The organism is Streptomyces sp. A2-16 (assembly GCF_018128905.1).
GTDB lineage: Bacteria > Actinomycetota > Actinomycetes > Streptomycetales > Streptomycetaceae > Streptomyces.
This window is the reverse complement of sequence record NZ_CP063808.1, coordinates 3,370,547-3,391,431: the sequence shown is the minus strand read 5'-3', so window position 1 is coordinate 3,391,431 and position 20,885 is coordinate 3,370,547. Positions and strand designations below refer to the sequence as shown.

Sequence of the window (20,885 nt, the reverse complement as noted above, 5' to 3'; positions counted from 1 at the left end):
CTGGCCCCCAAGAATGACCAAGGCTGGTTTCGGGCACCCCCGAAACCAGCCTTGCCCTGCGACTGTCTCCAGTCGGGACGACAGGATTTGAACCTGCGACCCCTTGACCCCCAGTCAAGTGCGCTACCAAGCTGCGCCACGTCCCGGCCGCGTCTCCCACGGGTGTGCCGTGTGATCGCGCAGGTAAACCCTACCGTACGCGTGCGGTCGGACCGACTGGCGGGACGTCAGCCCCGGGTGGCGACGGTCTCGCGGACCTCGGTGCCCTCCGTGACCACGCGGCGCACGGTCCGCCCTACCGGAACGAGCAGCGCGGCCAGTGCCGCCGCGAGGCACAGCACGGCCAGCAGGGCGAAGCCGTGGGTGTAGCCGGACTCGTGGGGCAGTCCCGAGGGCTGCAGGTGACCGGTGACCAGGACGCTGGTGACCGCGGCGCCGATGGAGCCGCCGATGGTGCGGATGTTGGCGTTCATGCCGGTCGCGGCGCCGGTCTGGTCGGCCGGGACGCTGCCCACGATCAGGTTGGCCATGGAGGCGAAGGCGAGTCCGATGCCGAGGCCGAACAGGCCCGCGACGACGGCGATCTGCCACTGCTCGTCGTGCCAGAGGGCGAGGAACCCACAGGCCACCGCACCGAGCGCGGCACCCGCGGTGAGCAGCGCCTTCGCGCCGATCACCGGCTCCAGACGGCCGCTCAGCACACCGGAGAGGAACATCGCCACCAGCATCGGAAGCATGAGCAGTCCGGCGGCCGTGACGCTCGAGCCGAAGCCGTACCCGGCCGACGACGGCGTCTGGACGAAGCCCGGCAGGAAGGACCAGATGGAGTACATCCCGGCGCCGAAGAGCAGCGCGGCGGCATTGGTGGTCCGGACGGCGGGCAGGCGCATCACCTTCAGGTCGATCAGCGGGGTGCGGGAGCGGGCCTCGGAGGAGAGCCACAGCGTGAACAGCACGACGGCGGCGGCGAACAGCGCGAGCACCCGGACCGACCCCCAGCCCCACGTGCCCGCCTGACTGAGCGGCAGCAGCAGCGCGACGAGCCATGCGGACAGCAGGCCGGCGCCGAGCCAATTGACGTTCCCCTGCGCCCTGTTGGGCGACTCGGGCACATATCGTACGGCGATCAGGGTCGCGGCGATCACGATGGCGACCGGGATCCAGAACAGCCAGCGGTAGTCGAGCGCGGTCACGATGGGTCCGGCGGCGACCATGCCGACGCCACCGCCGGCGGCGATCACGGCGGACAGGTTGCTGATGGAGCCGCTCACCTCGGAAGCCTCGAACTCGTCCCGGATGATGCCGAAGGAGAGCGGGAAGAGGGCGCCGCCGACGCCTTGGACGACCCTGGCGACGATCAGGACACCGATCGTCGGTGCGAGCGCGGCGAGGAGACAGCCGACGGCCACCGTGACCAGGACGGCGACGAGCGTGCGCTTCTTGCCGATCAGGTCGCCGACACGGCCGAGGATCGGCGTGAAGATCGAGGCGGACAGCAGATACGCGGTCATCACCCAGGTCGCGGTGGACTGCGAGGTGTGCAGCGCGTGCTGGACGGTCGGCAGGGCCGGCGCGATCAGCGACTGCAGCATGGAGAACACGCCTGCACCGGTCGCGAGGACCGTGAAGGTGAGGCGGGTGGACTTGCGGGGCATGAGGAGCCTCTCCGAACGAACGGGGTGCGGCCGGAGCCTCGTGGGAAGCGGTCGCGGAAAGGGCGAAGCGCACCTCGACTGCTAAAGTGGAGGTGCGCCTCCACTCTAGCGGAGGCAACCCTCCGCTTCAACCGTTCCGGAGGTATACCTCCGTTTCGTCTCCCGGGAGGCAGTCGTGACCGCCCCGTCGTCGTTCCCCGTCAGCGAGATCGTCGCGGCCCGCCGACCTCACCGGAAGGACGCCGCCCGCAACTACGACGCCCTGCTGGCCGCCGCGCGCGAGGCGTTCGCCGAGCACGGGGCGGAGGCCTCCCTGGAGGACATCGCACGGCGCGCGGGCGTGGGCATCGGCACGCTGTACCGGAACTTCCCCACTCGCCGCCATCTCTTCGAGAGCGTCTACGCGGACGAGGTGAACACGCTGGTGCGGGTGGCCCAGGAGCTCGCCGACCGGGAGCCCTGGGAGGCGCTCACGGCGTGGCTCGACCGGTTCGCGGGCTACATGGTGACCAAGCGGGCGGTGCGCGAGGCGCTCAACGACGAGTCGGAGATCTTCGCGGCGTGCCGGGAGTCGATGTACGCGGCGGGCGGCCCGCTGTTCGCGCGGGCGCAGGAGGCGGGGCTGGCCCGGCGGGACATGGACTTCGTGGACCTGTTGCGGATGGTCGCCGGGATCACGGCGACGACGTTCGACGACGACGTCCAGCGCGATCGGGTGCTGTCGATCGCGCTGGACGGGGTGCGAGCGGCGCGTGGGGCGGAGAGCGACTAGGAGCCCCCGCGCCCGGAAGGTCAGTGGGCGGCGACCAGTTCCCGCTCGCTGCCGGTGGGCGCCTGCCGTGAGCCGCGCAGGGCGGCGACGCCGATGAAGACCATGGACGACAGGCCGGCGACGGCGAAGGCGGTGAAGCCCCGGTCGCCGTTGCCCGAGGCGAGCAGCCGGCCGCCGAGCCAGGGGCCGAAGACGGCACCGAAGCGGCCCATGCCGGAGGTCCAGCCGACCGCGGTGGCCCGGTTGTCCGCGCGGGAGCGGATCGAGACCGTCGCGTAGATCATCGTCTGGGCGCTGTTGAGGAAGACGCCGGTCAGGAAGACGACGATCATCGTGACGGCCGTCGACAGGTGGACGCTGAGCAGGAAGACGCCCGCCGCGGTCAGCGCGAACCAGATCGCCGCGATGCGCGGGGCGCCGAAGCGGTCGGCGGCGCGGCCCGCGACCAGCATGCCCACGATGCCGCCGAGGTTGAACACGACCACGAAGGACAGGGCGGAGCCCAGCTCGTACCCCTCGGCCCGCATCAGGGTGGGCAGCCAGGTGGCGACGCCGTAGACGAGGAGCAGTCCGCCGAAGGAGGCCGCCCAGTACAGCAGGGTCTGGATCCACTCGTTGCCGCGGAACAGGTTCGCGAGGTTGCCCCACCGGTCACCGGCGCCACCGGTCCTCGCGGCCGGCACCTCGACGTCGTACCGCCCGGCGAGCGCCCTGGCCTCCTCGGTGCGGCCCTTGGCGACCAGGAAGCTCAGCGACTCGGGCAGGAACTTCGCCAGCACCGGGGCGAAGAGCAGCGGCAGGACGCAGACCCAGAACGCGGCACGCCAGCCGACCGGGTCGACGAGCCACTTGGCGACGTAGGCGGAGAGGATGCCGCCCGCGTGGTGGGCGGTCATCAGCAGGCCGATGACGATGGCGCCGCGGCCGCGCGGGGCGTAGTCGGAGACCATGCTGATCGCGGTCGGCAGCAGGCCGCCCAGGCCGACGCCGGCCAGGGTCCGGCCGAGGCCGAAGACGGCGACGCCGTCGGCCAGTGCGCACAGGCCTGAGGCCAGCGAGAAGAGGGTCACGCAGGAGACCATCAGCTTCTTGCGCCCGATCCGGTCGGCGACCGTCCCGGCGGCCAGGGCGCCGACCAGCATGCCGAAGGTGGCGTAGCTGCCGAGGTCGCCGGCCTGGTCCGGGGTGAGGCCGAAGGTCCTGGTCTCCAGCAGGTGGGGCAGCACCGAGCCGTAGATGAACATGTCGAGGCCGTCGAAGAGCACGGCCAGCCAGCACAGACCGACGACCAGGAGGGCCAGCCTGCCGCCGCGGGCGGAGAGCGGGGAGGGGGAGGAGGACATCGTTGGTTACCTCTCGTACGTGGTGCGCCAGACGCTAAGGAGCCACCCCATGAGTGTCAACGCTTTTGTCAACAATCTCATCGACAATCAAGGCGAGGGGTGGCTCCGAACGCCTCAGCCGACCGGCGGCGTCCCGTGCGTGTGGAACGACTCGATGGTCTTCAGCCCCCAGGCCTGCCCCTTCCCGCGCTCCTCCTCGGTCCAGGTGACCAGCGGCCAGTCGGGGGCGAGGACCAGCCGGGTGAGCGGGTTGCACAGCTCGATGCGGTTGCCGCCTGGCTCGTAGACGTAGAGGAAGAACGTCTGCTGGATGGCGTGCTTGTGCGGGCCCGTCTCGATGAACACCCCGGTGTCGATGGCGAGATCGGCCGCGCGCAGCACGTCCTCGCGGGTGTCGGTGGCGAAGGCGATGTGGTGCAGCCGGCCCGCGCTGCCGGTCCAGTCCGAGGTGTAGACGACGTCGTACGACTTGTTCGTGTACGTCAGCCAGCGCGCCGCGATCTTCCCGCTGTCCAGGCGGATCTGCTCGGTGGGCCGGGCGCCGAGGACGTTCTGCTGGAACTCGGCGTTGGCGAGCACGTCGGCGGCGAGGAAGTTGATGTGGTCCAACCGCCGTACGCCCACTCCCCTGTTGGGCTTGGCCTGCGGCTGGTTCTTCAGCGCCGGCCGCAGTTCCTCGGGGGCCCGGTAGTGCTCGCTCTCCCAGTAGAGGGCGTGCTCGTGGCCGTCCGGGTCGGTGGTGACCCACAGCTTGCCCAGGCCGGGTTCGTCCTCGACCCACCTGCCGGTTCCGCCCGACTCCTCGACCGCCTTGACACGGCGATGGAGGGCCTCCTCGCTGGAGGTGCGCAGGGCGAGCCGGCCGAGGCCGGGCTGCTCGCGGGCGGTGAGGACCAGGCTGTGGTGCTCGTAGTCGTCGTAGGTCCGCAGGTGGACCGTGCCGCCGTCCTGCCCGTTGACCGTCAGGCCCAGGTAGTCGGTGAAGAAGCCGACGCTGGCGTCCAGGTCCGGTGTGAACAGCTGGGCGTGGCCGATGTGGGCGATGTCGCCGAGCGGCGGAGTCATCGGTGACCTCCTGTGGGTCGGTCGGCGGCCCGGGGGAAGACGGTGCCGTCGAAGATCTTGCGGGCGGTGCGCACCACGGCGGTACGGCGGGCGGAGGGCGGACCGTCGGCCGTGGCCGTCACGCTGCTCTCGATGTCCAGGAATCCCGTGGGGTGTTCCATGCGGACGCGGTCGGTGGCCGGGTCGATCACCGCGATCCCCGCGCCCACGGTGCCCTCGATCCGCAGGCCCGCGGCCACGCTCGCCGCGCCCAGGACACCGATGGAGGTGTGGCAGCGCACCGGGATGAAGGTGCGGGTGGTGACCGCGCCGCCGTCGCGGGGCGGGGCGAGCAGCGTGAGCTTGGGGACGGTGGCGTCGGACACGTCACCGAGGCCCATCAGACGGCCCGCCTCCAGGCGGATGGTGCGCAGGCGGTCGGCCAGGGTCTCGTCCTCCTCCAGGTCCCGGGGTGTCTCGTAGCCGGTCACCTTGAGCGAGTCGGCCGCGATGAGGACGGTCGGCATGCCGTTGTCCACGCAGGTCACCTCGACGCCGTCGATGACGTCGACCGTGTTGCCGGTGGGGAGCAACTGCCCCTCGCCCGGCGGGAACTCGATCACCACGGGGGCCGCCGTCCCCGGTACGCCCGAGATCGCGGCCCCGCCCTTGTAGTCGACACGGCCGCCCGGCGTGGGGAAGGTCGCCGTGGCCAGGTCTCCGGTGTTGACCATGCGGATCCGGACGGCGGTCTCCTCCTGCCCCGCCGGGACCAGTCCGCGTTCCACGGCGAACGGTCCGACTCCGGCGAGGATGTTGCCGCAGTTCTGACGGTCGCTCACCTCGGGCCGGTCGACGGCGACTTGGAGGAAGAGGTAGTCGACGTCGGCCCCGGGGTCGGCGGACGGCGAGATCACGGCGACCTTGCTGGTGAGCGGGTGCGCACCCCCCAGGCCGTCGATCTGCCGGTCGTCCGGGCTGCCCATGATCCGCAGCAACAGGTCGTCGCGCAGGGCGGGTTCGGCGGGCAGGTCGCCGGCGAGGAAGTAGGCGCCCTTGGACGTGCCGCCCCGCATCAGTACGCAGGGCACCTCCTCGTTCACGACCGCTCCCCCTCGTACTCCTCGTACGTCCGGTACTCCACTCCGAGCCGCCGCAGCGTCTCGCGCAACCCGTAGCGGTCCAGGCCGAGTTGCCCGTCGACGAAGGCGGCGCGGGTGGCCGCCTCCTTGGCCTCGCGAGCCTCGGACCTCTCCACCGTCTCGGCCACGCGCCGCCGCGGGACGACCACGACGCCGTCGTCGTCGGCGAGGATCGCGTCACCCGGGTGGATCACCTGGCCGTCGACGACGATCGGTACGTTGACCGAGCCGCCGGTGGCCTTGACCGTGCCCTGTGCGGAGACTGCGCGGGACCAGGCCGCGAAGCCCATGTCGCGCAGTTCCTGGGTGTCGCGGATGCCGGTGCTGGTGACGACCCCGCGCACCCCGCGCTGTCGCAGCGCGGTCGCGAACAGTTCGCCGAACAGGCCGTCCGTACAAGGGGAGGTGGTGGTGACGACGAGGATGTCGCCCTCGCCGCACTGCTCGACGGCCGCGTGGATCATGAGGTTGTCGCCGGGCCAGCCGATCACGGTGACGGCCGTGCCCGCGACGCGTACGCCCTGCTGGACGGGGCGGACATCCGGACCCAGCAGGCCGGTTCGGCCCATGGCCTCGCTGACGGTGGCCACGCCGTACCGTGCGAGCGCGTCGACGTCCTTCAGCTCGGCCTTCGGCGGGTTGGTGACGATCACGCCGCTCATGCCAGCTCCTTCGCGATCTGCGGGTAGGGCCGCATGTACGCCTCGGCCATGGTCTTGTGGGCCAGGCCCAGGTTCGGCCCCGCGTTGCGCCTGAGCTGGACACCCCGGCGGACGGCGAGGTCGGTGTAGTAGTCCCACAGGTGCTGCTGGGCGCCGAGGCACTCCATGGCCTTGCGCTTGGTCTCCCACACCTCGGTGATGTCGAGGAGGACCTCGGGCTTGAAGCCGCTCATCTCGGGCTGGTGGGGCTCGAAGTAGAAGACCGGCGGGGCGCCGATGATCTCGCCCTCGCCCGGGTATCCGATGGCCTGCGCGAGGACGCGGGCCTCCAGGGCCATCCGGTTGGCGGCCGGGTGGTCGCCGTTGTACGGGTCCTCGACGGGATGGGTGAGCACCACGTCGGGCTGGGTGGCCCGGTAGACCTCGACGAGGCGGTCGGTCAACTCGGCGGTGGGGACCAGCGGATAGTCGCCGGCGTCGAAGAAGCGGACCTCGGCACCCAGGCGGGCGGCGGCGCGCTCGGCCTCGTCCCGCCGTATCGCCTTGATCTCCTCCAGCTTCCTGCCCTCACGCCACGCCTTGGCGGACTCCCCCCGCTCGCCGAAGGTCAGACAGGCGATCGTGACCTTCTCGCCCCGGGAGGCCGCCAGGGCGATGGCCCCGCCCGCCCGCCACACGAAGTCCCCGGCATGGGCGGTGATCACGAGGGTGGAACGTGGACGGGCGGGCGCGCCTGGCTGCGTCATCACGGACATCTCCTTGGAGTGGACGGATTCGCGCCCGCCCCGCGCGGCTCAGTCGCGCAGCGCCTCGATCACGCTGGTGAGGTGGGCGCGGACGGCCTTCTCGGCCGCCTGCGGATCCCTGGCCCTGATCGCCTCGATCATCGCCAGATGCTCGCTCAGGGAGTGCTGCGGGCGTCCCGGCCTGAGCGCCAACTGGAAGCGGTGGCGCACCAGTTGGGCGTTCAGCCGCTCCAGCAGATCCACGGCGGTCCGCTGGCCGGAGAACTCCCGCACCTTGGCGTGCAGCTCCTGGTTGAGCTCGGAGTAGGTCACCGGCTCGCCGTCGGCCACGGCCTTGGTCATCGCCGTGCCCAGCTCGGTCAGCTCGGCGAGCTGCTCGTCACTGGCCAGGGTGGCCGCCTTGGCCGCGCACAGCCCTTCCAGGACCATGCGGCACTCGGTGATGGCGACCGCCTCCTCGACGGTGACCACCCGCACCCGGGAGCCCCGGTTGCGGATCCGCTCGACGAGACCCTGGGCCTCCAGATCGATGAGCGCAGCCCGGATGCTGGCCCGTGTCACACCGAACTGCTCGGCGAGCTCGTTCTCCACCAGCCGCTGCGCCGGTGCCATCTCGCCGTGCAGGATCGCCTGCCGCAGCTGCGCGAGCGCATGCTGTTTGGCCTGCTCCCCGGTGCTCGGACGGGCTTCTTTCGGCATCGTTGCCCTCCCTGAGTGAGTGCCTGTCGAACCTAAATCTAGCCAGACAAGATTGTCAACAATTTTGTCCGCCGTATCGCCGCCGTCAGCTGACAGCCAGTCAGTCTCAGCCACCAGACCGCACCGACACCGACCGCTCCCGACCCGTGGCAGTCACCCGAGCCCTGGGTCCGCGAGCAGCACCACCCGGTCGGCCGTGACGTCGTAGCCGAGAACGGGGTGCAGTGGATCCGACTCCGGAGTCAGCAGCACTGGCTTGCCCAGCCGTCGGCCGACAGCCCGCAGCAGGTGGCACAGCGCATCAACGCCCGTCTGGCCCTGCAACTCCCGCAGATCCACATCGAAGTCGATCGCGCCGGCCTCGTGGGGCCGGAAGATCACCAGGACTCCGGGAGCAGGCCGTACGTGCAGTACCGCGTCGACGCGCCCGCCCCGGCTCATGATCTCCTCGGCTCTCGGCAGCCGGACGACGACACCGTCCTCGGAGTACGCGTACGACCATCCCCGCGACCGCACCAGGTCGAGCACCGCCTGCCAGTCCGCCGACGATGTGCCCGGGACGCGGAGGTCGGGAAGCGCCCCCATGAGGTCGGGATCGAAGAAGTTCTTGACGTCGTCCCACAACAGGTGGGGCATCACGCCATGCTGCCCGGTGCGCCCGCCCGGACGCACTCCGATTCTCTCGGACTACTTGATCACCGCGTTCGCCACCACGACCACCACCCCCAGCATCGCGTCCACCGCCCCGATACCGATCGTCGCCGCCCAGGAGCGGTGCGACCAGCGGGCCGTGACCAGGCCCAGGGTGAACAGGAGGGAGATGTTGAGGGCGAAGGCCGGGTACTCGACGCCGTCCGCGGGCCACCAGCCCCAGCCGGCGCCTGCCAGGACGATCGCCGTGGGTACGACGGCCGCGACGAGGGGCCATTCGTCGGCCAGGGTGCGCAGGGCGTCCCAGCGGCGGTGCGGGGTGCGCTCGGCGATGTAGTGGGCGTAACCGTGGGCGAGGGCGGAGGCCAGGGCGGTGACCAGGAGCCACGCGGCGTCGTAGCGGCGGCTGTCCCGGGAGGTGTGCCCGTACTGGGTGAGCGCGGCGACCATGGAGCAGGCCAGGACCGAGCCGTAGACGCCGCCGAAGAGAACGGCCTCGCGGGTGTCGTGCCGATGCGCCCGGGGCGCGGCGAGCTCGGTGTCCGCGGTGTCCGCCATGCCCTCCACGATCACCCGGGCACAGCGGCGCCGCCAGTCCGCGACGGAGTGTCCTCCCACCTGCGCCGACACTGCACACTCTGTCGACGGACGGCCCGGGAACGATCTCGCTAGGGTCGGTCCATGGACCACAGCTTCGTACTGCACATCCCCGACGCCGAGCTCGAGTCCGAGCCCCTCGCCCGGGAGCAGATCGTCTCCGGGACGCCCGAGGTCACCGGGAAGGTGGTCTGGGAGTCCGAGGACGGTCGGCAGATCCGGGGCATCTGGCAGATCACTCCCGGCGTCGTCACCGACACGGAGGCGGACGAGCTGTTCGTCGTCATCAGCGGCTCGGCGACCATCGAGGTCGAGGGCGGGCCGACGCTGGAGGTGGGCCCCGGCGACATGGCCGTACTGCGCGAGGGCGACCGTACGACCTGGACGGTGCACCGGACGCTGCGGAAGGCGTACGCGATCAACCTCTGAGCGGGACCGGGGACGCCGTCACTGCCCTTTCGGCCCCGCGGTCGTCCCCCGGATCTCCAGCACCGGCGCCGCGAGATCCGTACGCCCCGCTCCCCCGCCCCCCTCGAACCGGTCGAGCAGGCAGCGGGCCGCGCGGCGGCCGACCTCGTGGCTGGCGTTGTCGACGGTGGTGAGCCAGACGTGGCGCAGCCGGGCGATGCTCGTGTTGTCGTAGCCGACGACGGACAGGTCGCGCGGGACGCTCAGCCCCAGTTCCTCGGCGGCCGACAGCACTCCGATCGCGGCGATGTCGTTGACGGCGAAGACCGCCGTCGGCCGGTCCGTGCGGCTCAGGAGCCGGACCGTCGTGCGGTAGCCGCCCTCCTCCGTCATGTCGCTCGGCTCGACGAGAGCCCCGGAGGCGAGGCCGTGCGCGCGCATCGTCGCCTCGAAGCTCCCCCGGCGCAGCTCGCCGACGGCCCCGTATCCCGCGATGTGCGCGATGCGGTGGTGGCCGAGGCCGATCAGGTGCTCGGTGACCAGGCGGGCGCCGCGCTCGTCGTCGTTGGCGACGATGTCCACCCCCGGCAGCCTGGGCTCTCGGGCACCGGCCACGACCACCGGGAGGCGTTCGGCCACCGCTGCGAGGGCGGCGGGGTCGGGCAGTGTGCCGACGACGACCAGGCCGTCCACTCCGAGGTCGAGGAAGGGGCCCGCCGGGTCCTGCCCGGTACGGCGGTTGAGCCGGGCGTCGGCCAGGAGCATGCGCAGGCCGTTGTCGTGGAGCAGTGAGTTCAGGCCGTCCAGCAGGTCGACGAACCAGGGGTTGCGCAGGTCGTTGAGGAGGACGCCGACCGTGCGGGTGCGCTGCTCACTGAGGCTGCGGGCGGCGGCGTTCGGGCGGTAGCCGAGCTCGCGCACGGCCCGCAGCACGGCCTCCCGTTTCTCCGGGCGCACCTGGTCGGAGCCGCGCAGCACCAGCGAGACCAGCGACTTGGACACACCGGCGCGTTCGGCCACATCGCGGATCGTCGGCGGTCTCATGCGATGGACCGTTCCACGAGCCCGAGGGACTTGTCAAAGGCTTGACAGTGAGCGAATACGGCACCCAAGGTGAGCTGGACACGTAATGGAACGGTCCAAAGAGGTGCTCCCCATGGTCGATACGCTCGGTGTCGCCGTCGTCGGATTCGGCTGGATGGGGCGGGTGCACACCCAGGCCTACGCCCGCGTGCGCCACCACTACCCCCGGCTCGCGCTGCTGCCCGAGCTCGTGACCGTTGCCGAGGACGTGCCGGGGCGGGCCGAGGAGGCCGCCGCGCAGTTCGGGTTCGCCTCGACGACCCGCGACTGGCGCGAGATCGCCGCCGACCCCCGGGTGCGGGCCGTCAGCATCACCGCCCCGAACTTCCTGCACCGTGAGATCGGCGTGGCGATGGCCGAGGCCGGCAAGCACATCTGGATCGAGAAGCCGGTGGGCCTGACCGCCGAGGACGCGCGGGCGGTGGCCGACGCGGCGGACAGGGCCGGTGTGCACAGCGCGGTCGGCTTCAACTACCGCAACGCACCCGCCGTGGAGACCGCCCGCGAGCTCATCGCCTCCGGGGAGATCGGCACGGTCACCCATGTCCGCGTCCGGCTCTTCAGCGACTACGCGGCCCATCCGCAGGGCGCCCTGACCTGGCGCTACGAACGCGAACGCGGCGGCAGCGGAGTGCTCGGCGACCTGGCCTCGCACGGCGCCGACCTGGCCCGCTTCCTGCTCGGCGACATCTCCTCCCTCACCGCCGACACCGCGATCTTCCTGCCGGAGCGCGCCCGCCCCACCGGCGCCACCGCCGGGCACACCCTGGCCACCGGGGAGCTCGGGCCGGTCGAGAACGAGGACTACGTCAACTGCCTGGTGCGTTTCGCCTCCGGCGCCCGGGGTGTCCTGGAGGCCTGCCGGGTCTCGGTCGGTGAGCAGAACAACTACGGCTTCGAGGTGCACGGCACGAAGGGCGCGGTGTTCTGGGACTTCCGCCGCATGGGCGAGCTGGGCGTCAGCCGCGGCACGAGCTACCAGGACCAGCCGGTCGGCACGGTGTACGTGGGCCCGGGCGACGGCGAGTTCGGCGCCTTCCAGCCGGGCGCGGCCAACGCGATGGGCTACGACGACCTGAAGGTCGTGGAGGCGTACCGCTTCCTGCGTTCGGTCGCCGAGGGCACCTCGTACGGGGCCACGCTGGCGGACGCCGTGCACAGCGCGACCGTACTGGACGCGATGGCGCGGTCCGCGCAGAGCGGTTCGTGGGTGGACGTGCGGGTGTGACGGCCCCGGTGGGGCGGTCGGCGCGCGGGGGACGCGTCGGTACGGCGCGTCAGTACGGCATGTTGTACGGCGTCACCACCTGTATCGCCGACGGCGTCGTCGGCCCCGCGGGCGGCAGCGCTCCGTGCGCCCGCATCACGATGTGGCAGGCCTCGCGCATGTCCTGGCGCAGATCGTGGTGCAGCACGGCCGACAGGCGGTGTTCCCGCAGCAGCCGGTCGTTGTCGTGGTCGAGGTCGTGGGCCACGAACACCGCGCACTCCCTGCCCAGGTCCTCGAAGGCCCGCAGGGTGGCGATGTTGCCCCCGCCGATCGAGTAGACCGCGCGGATCTCCGGATCCCGTTCGAGGGCGGCCCGGACGAGGTCGTACTGCGTGGCGTCCAGGCCCTGGCCCTCGGCGATCTCCACCACCGCGCGCTCGGGGTGCCGGGCGCGCATCGCGCTGCGGAAGCCCATCTCGCGTTCCTCCTCGTTGCGGAAGAAACCGCTGCTGAGGCTCGTGAGGACGTTCCCGGGCCGGTCGCCGAGCCACTGGCCCATGAGGTAGGCGGCGGTCGCCCCGGCCGCCCGGTTGTCGATGCCGACGTAGGCGAGGCGGGCCGTGGAGGGCAGATCGGTGACCAGGGTGACCACGGGGATGCCGGCCTCCGCGAGCCGGCCGACGGCCGCCGTGACCTCGGGGACGTCCGGTGCCTTGAGGATGACGCCCTGGGAGCCGCGCCGGGCTATCCGGTCGAGGATCCTCGTCAGTTCCGTCACCGGGCCGGTCTCGCGGAAGTGGAAGCGCGAGCGCAGGACGGCGGGGTGCAGGGCGGGCAGTTCGGCCTCCAGGGCCGCGCGGACGGCCGTGGAGAAGCGCTCCGGGGTCTGCATCACTATGTCGATCATGAAGGTGCGGCCGACCAGCCGGACCTGGGTGCGCTGCCGGTCCAGGTCGGTGATCGCCTGGCGGACCTCGCGGGCCGTGTTCTCCCGGACCCCTCCCCTGCCGTTCAGCACCCGGTCGACGGTGGCCTCGCTCAGCCCCGCCTGACGTGCGATTTCCCGGATCGGGTAGGGGTGACCCACGCGTCTGCTCCTTGAGGGGTTTTTGATGGCTGCCTGCTGGTTGTTCGACGCCTTTGTCATGACAAGAATGACAGCGCTGAGTCGCCCCTGTCACCGAGAGGACGCAGATGTCCTTCACCGCCGTACACCGCCGTGCCTGGCTGTCCGAGCAGGACTGCGACCTCGACTCGTTCCGCGCGCTCGTCGAGCGGACGGCCGACCTCGCCGACCACCCGCACGCCTCCGGGGTGGAGCAGAACGTCCTGCTGTACGACGCCGAGCGCGTTCTCGGCGCCAAGGACCGCCGACAGGTCCAGGAGGAACTGGTGCGGGCCCTGGCCGACGGACCCGGCGTCGTGGTCTTCCGGGGGGCGTTTCCCGATCACGCGGTCGTGGACCGGTTCACCGAGGTGTTCGACTCGCTGATCCGCGAGCAGTACGCGGCGGGCGCGACCGCCGGTGACCACTTCGCGAAGCCCGGCGCCAACGAGCGGGTGTGGAACGCGCTGGAGAAGGCGGCCCTGTACGACCCCTCGGCGTTCGCCGACTACTACGCCAACCCCGTGATCGCCCTGGCGTCCGAGGCCTGGCTCGGCCCGGGGTACCAGGTCACCTCGCAGGTCAACGTGGTCAACCCGGGCGGCCTCGCGCAGACCGTGCACCGCGACTACCACCTCGGTTTCCTCTCCGACGAGGCGGCCGCGGCCTATCCGGCGCACGTGCACCGCCTCTCCCCCGTGCTCACGCTCCAGGGCGCGGTCGCGCACTGCGACATGCCGGTGGAGTCGGGTCCGACCCTGTACCTGCCGTTCTCGCAGCTGTTCGAGCCCGGGTATCTGGCGTGGCGTCGGCCGGAGTTCCAGGCCTACTTCAAGGAGCACCACGTTCAGCTGCCGCTCGCGAAGGGCGACGCCGTCTTCTTCAACCCGGCCCTGTTCCACGCGGCCGGCACCAACCGCACCACGGACGTGCGGCGCACGGCCAACCTGCTCCAGGTCTCCTCGGCCTTCGGTCGGGCGATGGAGACCGTGGACCGGGAGGCGGTCTCGAACGCGGTCTATCCGGTGCTGCTGCGGCGCCGGGCGGACGGCGCCGACGCGCACTGGCTGGACAACGTGATCGCCGCGAGCGCCGAGGGCTATCCCTTCCCCACCAACCTCGACAGCGACCCGCCGGTCGACGGACTGGCCCCGCCCTCGCAGGCGGACCTCGTACGTCAGGCGCTCGCCGAGGGCTGGAACCCGCGGGTGCTGCGGGACGCACTGCGGGCCGGCGCCGACCGGCGCACGAGCTGAAAGGTACTGGCACATCCATGGGACTTCTCGACGACAAGGTCGTCCTCGTCAACGGCGGCAGCCAGGGCGTCGGCGCCGCCATCGCCCGGGCCGCCGTCCGTGAGGGGGCGGTCGTGGCCGTCACCGGCCGCAGGCCGGAGCCGGGTGAGGCACTGGTGGCGGAGCTGGAGGCGGCCGGCGGCAAGGCTCTGTTCGTCCGCGCCGACCTCGCCGACGCCGAGCAGGCCAAGGCCTCGGTGACCCGGGTCGTCGAGGCGTACGGCCGCGTCGACTGCCTGGTGAACTCCGCGGGGCTCACCTCCCGGGGCACGCTCCTGGACACCACGCCCGAGCTGTTCGACCAGCACATCGCGATCAACCTGAAGGCGCCGTTCTTCGCCATGCAGGCGGCCGTGGCGGACATGGTCGGCCGGGGGGCGCCCGGCACGGTCGTCAACATCATCACGTCCTCGGCGCACGGCGGGCAGCCGTTCCTGGCGCCCTACGTGGCCGCTAAGGCCGGTCTGATCGGCCTGACCCGCAACGCCGCGCACGCCCACCGCTGGGACCGGGTGCGGATCAACGGCCTGAACATCGGGTGGACGGCCACCGAGGGCGAGGACGCGACCCAGAAGACCTTCCACGGCGCCGGCGACGACTGGCGCGAGGAGGCCGCGGCCAAGCTGCCGATGGGCAAGCTCGGCCAGCCCGACGAGATCGCCGACTTCGTGGTCCTCCTGCTGTCCGACCGGTCGGGCGTGGTCACCGGATCGGTGATCGACTGGGACCAGAACGTCCTCGGCGGCCTCGACTGACCCCTTCGAACCTCCTTCTCCGCTCACCGGAAACACCCTCAAGGAGCTGCACCCCCATGCGCATCGGAATCCTCGGCCTCGGCCGCATCGGCGCCTTCCACGCCGAGACCCTCTCCGGACTCGACGCGGTCGAGTCGCTCGTGCTCACCGACCCCTTCGCGGAGGCCGCCAAGTCCGCCGCGGAGCGGTTCGGCGGCGAGGTCGTGGACTCGCCCGAGGCCCTGCTGGCCGCCGGCGTGGACGGCATCGTGGTCGCCGCCGCCACGGACGCCCACCCCGGGCTGATCCTGGCCGGCGTCGAGGCGGGCATCCCCGTCTTCTGCGAGAAGCCCGTCGCCAAGCACATGAGCGAGGGCGTCGAGGTCCTCAGGGCCGTCGAGGGCAGCGACGTACCGATCCAGATCGGCTACAACCGCCGCTTCGACACCGGTTTCGTCAACGCCCGGGCCGCCGTGCAGAGCGGTGAGCTGGGCAAGCTGCACACCGTGCGCTCGACCACCCTGGACCCGGCCCCGCCGCCGGCCGCCTACGTCGCCGCCTCCGGGGGCATCTTCCGGGACTGCTCGGTGCACGACTTCGACATCATCCGCTGGGTGACCGGCCGCGAGGTCGTCGAGGTGTACGCCGTCGGCGGCAACCGGGGCGCCGAGTACATCAAGGAGGCGGGCGACGCCGACACCACCGGCGCGATCCTCACCCTCGACGACGGCACCATCGCGGTGGTCTCCAACTCCCGTCACAACGCCCGGGGTTACGACGTCCGCATGGAGATCCACGGCTTCACGGACTCCATCGCCGTGGGCCTCGAGGACAAGCTCCCGCTGCGCTCGGTCGAGCCCGGTGTGACCTTCCCCGCGGGCACCCCGCACGACTTCTTCATGGACCGCTTCACGGCCGCCTACCGCGCCGAACTCACCGCGTTCACCGAGGTCGTGGCCGGCCGGCGGCCCTCGCCGTGCACCATCGCGGACGCCCTGGAGGCGGGCTGGATCGCCGAGGCGTGCACGCTGTCCCTGCACGAGCACCGCCCGGTGACGATCGCCGAGGTCCGCTCCGCCTGAGTACTCCCCCTGTGTCCCGGGTGCCTGACCACTCGGGACACAGGGGTGAACACCGCGCCTCCCGGGCCCGTTTACGGTCACGTGATCTCTCCGTACGACCATGAGAGCTTTCCACGTCCGACCGACCCAGGAGTCACGAGCATGCAGGAGTTACGGGACATCACGGGCCCCCGAACCGTGGCCGTCGTGGGCGCAGGACCGAGCGGCCTGGCGGTCGCCCGCGAACTGGAGCGCGCCGGGCACCGTGTGACCGTCCTGGAGGAGCGGGACACGGTGGCCGGGAAGTGCCAGAGCGTGCACGTCGACGGCCGCGCCTACGACCTCGGCGGCCACATCTGCACCAGCAGATACGAACGGGTCGCGCGGTTGCTGACCGAACTGGACGTGGAGACCGAGCGCACCAGCCGCTACCGCGTCCTCGACGGCTCGGGAGGTGCCGTCCGCCAGTCGATGGCGTTCCTGCGCGACGGCGGCCTCCGGCGCTACCGGGCCCTGCGGGAGCGGGAGTTCCCCCGCATCGCGGAACCGGGACTCGCCCACTCCGCCCGGGCGCTCGCCGCTCCCGTGGGCGCATGGCTCGCCGAGCACGGGCTGGGGTCCATGGCCGACTCCTTCGGCACCGGGTACACGGCGGCCGGTTACGGCCATCTCGACGACGACGTTCCCGCGCTGTACTTCGTCAAGTACGCGGAGATGACGGGGCTGCTGGACCCAGGGCCCGAACTCCTGGGCCATCCGGGCGACTTCACGGTGGTCGGCGGGTTCGCCACGCTGTGGCGCCGGGTCGCGGAGGAGCTGAAGGACGTGCGCTGCGGGGTGCGCGTGACGTCGGTGGAGCGCCGCGAGGACGGGGTGCGGGTGCGCACCGACTCCGGCCCGGTCGGGGCGGACGACGTGGTGTTCGCGGTCGCGCCGGACCGGATCCTGCCGGTCCTGGACGCCACCGACGAGGAACGCGACCTGGCCGCGCGGATCCGCCACCACGCCTACCACACCACCCTCGCCGCCGCGTCCGGCCTCCCGGCGGACGCCTTCTACTTCCTCGGCGCGCACACCGCGAGCCGCGAGACGTCCGGCCACTGCGTCTCGTACCACCACCGCTATCCCGGCAGCGAGGTGCGGACCTTCTACTCCTACGGCCGCCCCGGCGACGTGACCGCGCTGCTGCGGGAGGACGTCGCGGCCCTCGGCGGGCGGCTGGAGGAGGTGCATCTCCGGCGCGAGTGGGCGTTCATGCCGCACTTCGGCGGCGAAGACCTCAGGGAGGGCGCCCTGGACCGGCTCGACGCGCTGCAGGGCCGGCACCGCACCTACTACGTCGGCGGACTGCCCGCGTTCGAGCTCGTGGAGTGCACCGTGGCCCACGCCCAGGACCTGGCCCGCCACCACTTCCCGCCCGCACGAGGCGCCGAGCCCGCGACCGGGTCGTAGCGCAGCACGGCGACGACTGACGCCGGCCTCGGGGAGCGAGTCACGCCCACGGCCGTCTCGTGGAGTGCGCTGTGGCCCAGGACATGGCGCGTCGCCACCGCCCGCACGGGCGCCGAGCCCGCGACCGGGTCGTAGCGCAGCACGGCGACGACTGACGCCGGCCTCGGGGAGCGAGCCACGCCCACGGCCGGTCCGGGGGTGCTGTTATGCCTCTCGCAGCGCGGCGAGCTCGCGGCGGGTGCTCAACTCCTTGTCGGTCTGGCCCAGTTGGCCGAGCACATCGGCGAGGCAGTCCAGGGCCGCCGGCAGCGCGTCCGCTCCGTGCGGTTTGCGCGCCTCGACGACCGCCGCCATGGCGCAGGCACGGGTCTCGGCCGGGTCACCGGTGGCGCTGTGGCAGCGGGCGAGGTCGATCAGGAGCCGGGCGCGCAGGGGCAGGACGATCTCGGGGACGGCCCATGCGAGAGGGCCCCGCAGCGCCTCCCGGGCCTCGGGGCCCACACCCAGCGCGTCCGTGTACCGGCCCAGGGCCCGCAGTACGGCGACCAGTTCGGCGAGCACCTGCGGTCGCACCAGCTCGACGTGCGCCAACTCCCGGAGCGACATGGCGGCGAGGAGCGCGGCACACTCCTCGTAGACGGCCACGGACTCCTCGCTGCGGCCGACCGCGGCGAGCAGCATCCCGTACGTGCGCAGCGCGCCGGGCAGACTGCCGAGCGCCCGGTCCCTGCGGTCGACGGCGCTCAGGCCGCGGTACGCCCGCACGGATGCGTGTGCCACCGACACGGCCTCCTCGGCCCGGCCGAGGCCCGCGAGCGCCTGCGCCCGCACGTCCCCGAGGAAGGCGGTCAGCGCCGGGGACGCCTGATCCGGCACGGCGGCCGCGGCCGTGCCCGCCTCCTCGTGCCGACCCGACAGCAGCAACGCGTGGGCACGCAGCGCCAGAGCACGGCTCAGCCCGTCCGCGTCGGCCGTCGCGCGGTAGACAGCGACCGCCTCCTCGGCCCAGGCGAGCCGCCGCGCGGGCGACGGCGACCGCAGCCCCGCCCAGGACGGTGTGACGCAGGACGACAGCGCGGCCCCCAACAGCGGTCCGCCCTTCTCCGGCGCCCATTTGGCCGCCACGCGCGGCAACGGCAGCAGTATCCGTACGAGTCCCATGCGCACCCCCTCGCCGCCCCGCCGAGGACAGCCGCGCCATGGTGGCACAGGGGGCCGCGCCGGTGCCGCGATTCCGGGGGTACGTAGCGAGCACGGGGGAACTTCGCCGAACTCCCCCTGTTCGGCACCCGGTCAGCCGTACAGGGCGGGCCGCTCCACGAGCTCCACCGGTACCCGACCGCCCTCGTTCAGCGAGCGCACGCCCGCCTCGCACACCGCGGCGGCCGCGTAGCCGTCCCACACGCCGGGGCCGGTGACCTCGCCCCGCCGGGTGGCGTCGACCCAGGCCTGGACCTCGCGGTCGTAGGCGTCGGCGAAGCGTTCGACGAAGTCCTGGGCGATGGTGCCGCCCCACCGCCCGGCCATGTTGGTGACCATGGCGTGTCCGTCGCCGATGCGGGCGGTGCCGCGTTCGCAGACGGCCTCGGCCTGGACCTGGTAGCCGAAGCCGCAGTTGACGAAGATCTCCACGTCGGCGAGGGCGCCGCCGTCGGTCTCGAAGACGACGAACTGCGGGTCCTGGAGATCGTCCGGGGCGTTCGCCGACGGGGTCGGACGCAGCACCGTGACCGCCGTTATCTCGTGTCCGAGCAGCCAGCGGGTCACGTCGGTCTCATGGGCCACGGAGTCGCTGATCAGCATGGAACTGGTGAAGAAGGGCGGGCTCGCGGCGTTGCGGTGCCGGTTGTGCAGCATCAGCGGCCGCCCCAACTGGCCGCTCTCCAGAAGGGACTTGAGCTTGACGTACTCGGCGTCGTAGCGCCGCATGAAGCCCACCTGGACGCGCCGCCGACCGAGTCGCTGCTCGGCCTCCAGCACGCGCAGCGCGGAGGCCGCGTCCGGGGTGAGCGGCTTCTCGCACAGCACGGGCAGGTCGAGCTCCAGGGCCTGGAGCAGCGCCGCCTCGTGGGCGGGCCCGGAGGAGGCGATGAGGACGGCGTCGACGTCGGCCGCCGTCATCGCGGCGGCAGGGTCGGTGTGGGCGGTGCACCCGTCGACCCGGGCGGCGACCTGTTTGGCGCGTTCCGCGTCGATGTCCACGACGGCGCTCACCCGGGCGCCGCTGATGACCTCGTCGATCCGTCGGACGTGGTCCGCGCCCATCTTGCCGGTGCCGATGACGGCGACACCCAGGGTGCCTCGCTCGGTCATGGTCATCCCTTCAGGCGCCGCAGGACCTCAGGAACTGCCGGGTGCGCACCGCGATCGGCAGCGGCTTGTCCGGCTCGCACGGGTACATGTCCTGCTCGACGATGGCGAACAGCTCCACACCGAGCTTCTGCGCGGCCACCAGGACCGGCCCCAACTCGGGTACGCCGGACGGCGGTTCGCACATCACCCCGCGCTGGACGGCCGGGCCGAACGGCACCTCGTTCCGCACGACGTCCGCGAGGATCTCCGGGTCGACCTGCTTGAGGTGCAGATAGCCGATGCGCTCGCCGTACGTCTCGATGAGCTTGACGCTGTCCCCGCCGCAGTAGGCGTAATGCCCGGTGTCCAGGCAGAGGTTGACGAGCTCGGAGTCCGTCGAGTCGAGGAAGTGCTCGACGTGGTCCTCGGTGTCGAGGTGGGTGTCGGCGTGCGGATGGACGACGATGTCGAGTCCGTACGCCTCCTTCACCTCGTGGCCGAGCCGTTCCATGCCCTTGGTGAGGTGGGCCCACTGCTCGTGGGTCAGCTCGGGCGGCTCCAGGATCTCGGCGGTCTTGTCGTCGCGCCAGAAGGACGGGATGACGACGAGGTGCTTCGCGCCCATGGCCTGGGTGAGCGCGGCGACCTGGCTGACATGCTCCCAGGTCGACTCCCAGACCGAGGGGCCGCGGTGCAGACCGGTGAAGACCGTGCCCGCCGAGACCTTCAGGTCGCGCCGGGCGATCTCGTCGGTCAGCCGGGCCGGGTCGGTCGGCAGATAGCCGTACGGCCCCAGCTCGATCCAGGAGTAGCCCGCCTCGGCGACCTCGTCCAGGAAGCGTTCCCACGGCACCTGCGCCGGGTCGTCGGGGAACCAGACGCCCCAGGAGTCCGGGGCGGAACCGACGCGGATGCGGTCGAGCGGGGCCGTCAT

Annotated in this window: 21 protein-coding genes and 1 tRNA gene; 7 read left to right on the top strand and 15 right to left on the bottom strand. The window is 71.8% G+C overall.

Features of this window, described 5'->3' with window-relative positions; translation table 11 throughout:
• Positions 1 to 72 precede the first annotated feature (72 nt).
• Positions 73 to 146, bottom strand: a tRNA-Pro gene (locus tag IOD14_RS15325).
• 81 nt (positions 147 to 227) lie between these two features.
• Positions 228 to 1,655, bottom strand: coding sequence for an MFS transporter (locus tag IOD14_RS15320; RefSeq protein ID WP_212670501.1), 1,428 nt, complete (start codon positions 1,653 to 1,655; stop codon positions 228 to 230).
• A 175-nt stretch (positions 1,656 to 1,830) separates the two neighbouring features.
• On the opposite strand from IOD14_RS15320, the gene IOD14_RS15315 reads away from it, so the two are divergent.
• Positions 1,831 to 2,427: a TetR/AcrR family transcriptional regulator gene (locus tag IOD14_RS15315; RefSeq protein WP_212670500.1), complete on the top strand. Its 597-nt coding sequence runs from the start codon at positions 1,831 to 1,833 to the stop codon at positions 2,425 to 2,427.
• Between the two features lie 20 nt (positions 2,428 to 2,447).
• Here IOD14_RS15315 and IOD14_RS15310 read toward each other — a convergent pair whose 3' ends face one another.
• The 8 genes from IOD14_RS15310 to IOD14_RS15275 form a co-directional block, all read right to left on the bottom strand.
• Positions 2,448 to 3,770: an aromatic acid/H+ symport family MFS transporter gene (locus tag IOD14_RS15310; protein ID WP_212670499.1), complete on the bottom strand. Its 1,323-nt coding sequence runs from the start codon at positions 3,768 to 3,770 to the stop codon at positions 2,448 to 2,450.
• A gap of 114 nt (positions 3,771 to 3,884) precedes the next feature.
• Positions 3,885 to 4,835, bottom strand: a complete 951-nt coding sequence (locus tag IOD14_RS15305) for a VOC family protein (RefSeq protein WP_212670498.1) — start codon at positions 4,833 to 4,835, stop codon at positions 3,885 to 3,887.
• Positions 4,832 to 5,890: a 4-oxalomesaconate tautomerase gene (locus IOD14_RS15300; RefSeq protein ID WP_249126270.1), complete on the bottom strand. Its 1,059-nt coding sequence runs from the start codon at positions 5,888 to 5,890 to the stop codon at positions 4,832 to 4,834. Before IOD14_RS15300 ends, IOD14_RS15305 begins: the two co-directional genes overlap by 4 nt.
• A gap of 23 nt (positions 5,891 to 5,913) precedes the next feature.
• Entirely contained in the window at positions 5,914 to 6,618 is a 705-nt protein-coding gene (locus IOD14_RS15295) for a 4-carboxy-4-hydroxy-2-oxoadipate aldolase/oxaloacetate decarboxylase (RefSeq protein ID WP_123993906.1), read from the bottom strand.
• Complete coding sequence (locus IOD14_RS15290; protein WP_123993907.1) at positions 6,615 to 7,364, bottom strand: PIG-L deacetylase family protein; 750 nt, start codon at positions 7,362 to 7,364, stop codon at positions 6,615 to 6,617. The genes IOD14_RS15295 and IOD14_RS15290 overlap by 4 nt, the downstream gene beginning before the upstream one ends.
• A 48-nt stretch (positions 7,365 to 7,412) precedes the next feature.
• Positions 7,413 to 8,063 (bottom strand): GntR family transcriptional regulator, encoded by a 651-nt coding sequence (locus IOD14_RS15285; RefSeq protein ID WP_123993908.1) that lies wholly within the window; start codon positions 8,061 to 8,063, stop codon positions 7,413 to 7,415.
• A 153-nt stretch (positions 8,064 to 8,216) separates the two neighbouring features.
• Positions 8,217 to 8,699, bottom strand: coding sequence for a hypothetical protein (locus tag IOD14_RS15280; protein ID WP_212670497.1), 483 nt, complete (start codon positions 8,697 to 8,699; stop codon positions 8,217 to 8,219).
• Between the two features lie 51 nt (positions 8,700 to 8,750).
• Positions 8,751 to 9,272 carry a hypothetical protein gene (locus tag IOD14_RS15275; protein WP_212670496.1) on the bottom strand — a complete coding sequence of 174 codons (522 nt, stop codon included), beginning with the start codon at positions 9,270 to 9,272 and terminating at the stop codon, positions 8,751 to 8,753.
• Between the two features lie 123 nt (positions 9,273 to 9,395).
• Between IOD14_RS15275 and IOD14_RS15270 the strand changes: the two genes are divergently transcribed.
• Complete coding sequence (locus IOD14_RS15270) at positions 9,396 to 9,740, top strand: cupin domain-containing protein (RefSeq protein ID WP_123993910.1); 345 nt, start codon at positions 9,396 to 9,398, stop codon at positions 9,738 to 9,740.
• Positions 9,741 to 9,758: 18 nt separating this feature from the next.
• Here IOD14_RS15270 and IOD14_RS15265 read toward each other — a convergent pair whose 3' ends face one another.
• Complete coding sequence (locus IOD14_RS15265; RefSeq protein WP_212670495.1) at positions 9,759 to 10,763, bottom strand: LacI family DNA-binding transcriptional regulator; 1,005 nt, start codon at positions 10,761 to 10,763, stop codon at positions 9,759 to 9,761.
• Positions 10,764 to 10,875: 112 nt separating this feature from the next.
• Between IOD14_RS15265 and IOD14_RS15260 the strand changes: the two genes are divergently transcribed.
• Complete coding sequence (locus IOD14_RS15260; protein WP_212670494.1) at positions 10,876 to 12,030, top strand: Gfo/Idh/MocA family oxidoreductase; 1,155 nt, start codon at positions 10,876 to 10,878, stop codon at positions 12,028 to 12,030.
• A gap of 49 nt (positions 12,031 to 12,079) precedes the next feature.
• Here the strand turns inward: IOD14_RS15260 and IOD14_RS15255 are convergent, their stop codons facing one another.
• On the bottom strand, positions 12,080 to 13,099 hold the full coding sequence (locus IOD14_RS15255; RefSeq protein WP_123993913.1) for a LacI family DNA-binding transcriptional regulator: 1,020 nt from the start codon (positions 13,097 to 13,099) through the stop codon (positions 12,080 to 12,082).
• Between the two features lie 107 nt (positions 13,100 to 13,206).
• On the opposite strand from IOD14_RS15255, the gene IOD14_RS15250 reads away from it, so the two are divergent.
• From IOD14_RS15250 to IOD14_RS15235, 4 genes are all read left to right on the top strand, one after another.
• Complete coding sequence (locus IOD14_RS15250; RefSeq protein WP_212670493.1) at positions 13,207 to 14,373, top strand: phytanoyl-CoA dioxygenase family protein; 1,167 nt, start codon at positions 13,207 to 13,209, stop codon at positions 14,371 to 14,373.
• A gap of 17 nt (positions 14,374 to 14,390) precedes the next feature.
• Positions 14,391 to 15,167, top strand: a complete 777-nt coding sequence (locus IOD14_RS15245) for an SDR family oxidoreductase (RefSeq protein ID WP_123993915.1) — start codon at positions 14,391 to 14,393, stop codon at positions 15,165 to 15,167.
• A gap of 56 nt (positions 15,168 to 15,223) precedes the next feature.
• The gene (locus IOD14_RS15240; protein WP_123993916.1) at positions 15,224 to 16,228 is read left to right on the top strand and encodes a Gfo/Idh/MocA family oxidoreductase; all 1,005 of its coding nucleotides are present in this window, start codon (positions 15,224 to 15,226) and stop codon (positions 16,226 to 16,228) included.
• A gap of 141 nt (positions 16,229 to 16,369) precedes the next feature.
• Positions 16,370 to 17,659, top strand: coding sequence for an FAD-dependent oxidoreductase (locus IOD14_RS15235; protein WP_212670492.1), 1,290 nt, complete (start codon positions 16,370 to 16,372; stop codon positions 17,657 to 17,659).
• A 204-nt stretch (positions 17,660 to 17,863) separates the two neighbouring features.
• Here IOD14_RS15235 and IOD14_RS15230 read toward each other — a convergent pair whose 3' ends face one another.
• The 3 genes from IOD14_RS15230 to IOD14_RS15220 form a co-directional block, all read right to left on the bottom strand.
• Positions 17,864 to 18,820 carry a hypothetical protein gene (locus IOD14_RS15230; protein WP_212670491.1) on the bottom strand — a complete coding sequence of 319 codons (957 nt, stop codon included), beginning with the start codon at positions 18,818 to 18,820 and terminating at the stop codon, positions 17,864 to 17,866.
• 132 nt (positions 18,821 to 18,952) lie between these two features.
• Complete coding sequence (locus tag IOD14_RS15225; protein WP_123993919.1) at positions 18,953 to 19,972, bottom strand: Gfo/Idh/MocA family oxidoreductase; 1,020 nt, start codon at positions 19,970 to 19,972, stop codon at positions 18,953 to 18,955.
• Between the two features lie 10 nt (positions 19,973 to 19,982).
• Complete coding sequence (locus tag IOD14_RS15220; RefSeq protein ID WP_123993920.1) at positions 19,983 to 20,885, bottom strand: sugar phosphate isomerase/epimerase; 903 nt, start codon at positions 20,883 to 20,885, stop codon at positions 19,983 to 19,985.

Bases quoted from the DNA above. Each gene is read 5' to 3' on its own strand.
- IOD14_RS15225 (WP_123993919.1), bottom strand. From the start codon at position 19,972: ATGACCGAGCGAGGCACCCTGGGTGTCGCCGTCATCGGCACCGGCAAG.
- IOD14_RS15310 (WP_212670499.1), bottom strand. From the start codon at position 3,770: ATGTCCTCCTCCCCCTCCCCGCTCTCCGCCCGCGGCGGCAGGCTGGCC.
- IOD14_RS15235 (WP_212670492.1), top strand. From the start codon at position 16,370: ATGCAGGAGTTACGGGACATCACGGGCCCCCGAACCGTGGCCGTCGTG.
- IOD14_RS15265 (WP_212670495.1), bottom strand. From the start codon at position 10,763: ATGAGACCGCCGACGATCCGCGATGTGGCCGAACGCGCCGGTGTGTCC.
- IOD14_RS15250 (WP_212670493.1), top strand. From the start codon at position 13,207: ATGTCCTTCACCGCCGTACACCGCCGTGCCTGGCTGTCCGAGCAGGAC.
- IOD14_RS15260 (WP_212670494.1), top strand. From the start codon at position 10,876: ATGGTCGATACGCTCGGTGTCGCCGTCGTCGGATTCGGCTGGATGGGG.
- IOD14_RS15290 (WP_123993907.1), bottom strand. From the start codon at position 7,364: ATGACGCAGCCAGGCGCGCCCGCCCGTCCACGTTCCACCCTCGTGATC.
- IOD14_RS15275 (WP_212670496.1), bottom strand. From the start codon at position 9,272: ATGGCGGACACCGCGGACACCGAGCTCGCCGCGCCCCGGGCGCATCGG.
- IOD14_RS15230 (WP_212670491.1), bottom strand. From the start codon at position 18,820: ATGGGACTCGTACGGATACTGCTGCCGTTGCCGCGCGTGGCGGCCAAA.
- IOD14_RS15245 (WP_123993915.1), top strand. From the start codon at position 14,391: ATGGGACTTCTCGACGACAAGGTCGTCCTCGTCAACGGCGGCAGCCAG.
- IOD14_RS15295 (WP_123993906.1), bottom strand. From the start codon at position 6,618: ATGAGCGGCGTGATCGTCACCAACCCGCCGAAGGCCGAGCTGAAGGAC.
- IOD14_RS15320 (WP_212670501.1), bottom strand. From the start codon at position 1,655: ATGCCCCGCAAGTCCACCCGCCTCACCTTCACGGTCCTCGCGACCGGT.
- IOD14_RS15285 (WP_123993908.1), bottom strand. From the start codon at position 8,063: ATGCCGAAAGAAGCCCGTCCGAGCACCGGGGAGCAGGCCAAACAGCAT.
- IOD14_RS15305 (WP_212670498.1), bottom strand. From the start codon at position 4,835: ATGACTCCGCCGCTCGGCGACATCGCCCACATCGGCCACGCCCAGCTG.
- IOD14_RS15220 (WP_123993920.1), bottom strand. From the start codon at position 20,885: ATGACGGCCCCGCTCGACCGCATCCGCGTCGGTTCCGCCCCGGACTCC.
- IOD14_RS15300 (WP_249126270.1), bottom strand. From the start codon at position 5,890: ATGCGGGGCGGCACGTCCAAGGGCGCCTACTTCCTCGCCGGCGACCTG.
- IOD14_RS15240 (WP_123993916.1), top strand. From the start codon at position 15,224: ATGCGCATCGGAATCCTCGGCCTCGGCCGCATCGGCGCCTTCCACGCC.
- IOD14_RS15270 (WP_123993910.1), top strand. From the start codon at position 9,396: ATGGACCACAGCTTCGTACTGCACATCCCCGACGCCGAGCTCGAGTCC.
- IOD14_RS15280 (WP_212670497.1), bottom strand. From the start codon at position 8,699: ATGCCCCACCTGTTGTGGGACGACGTCAAGAACTTCTTCGATCCCGAC.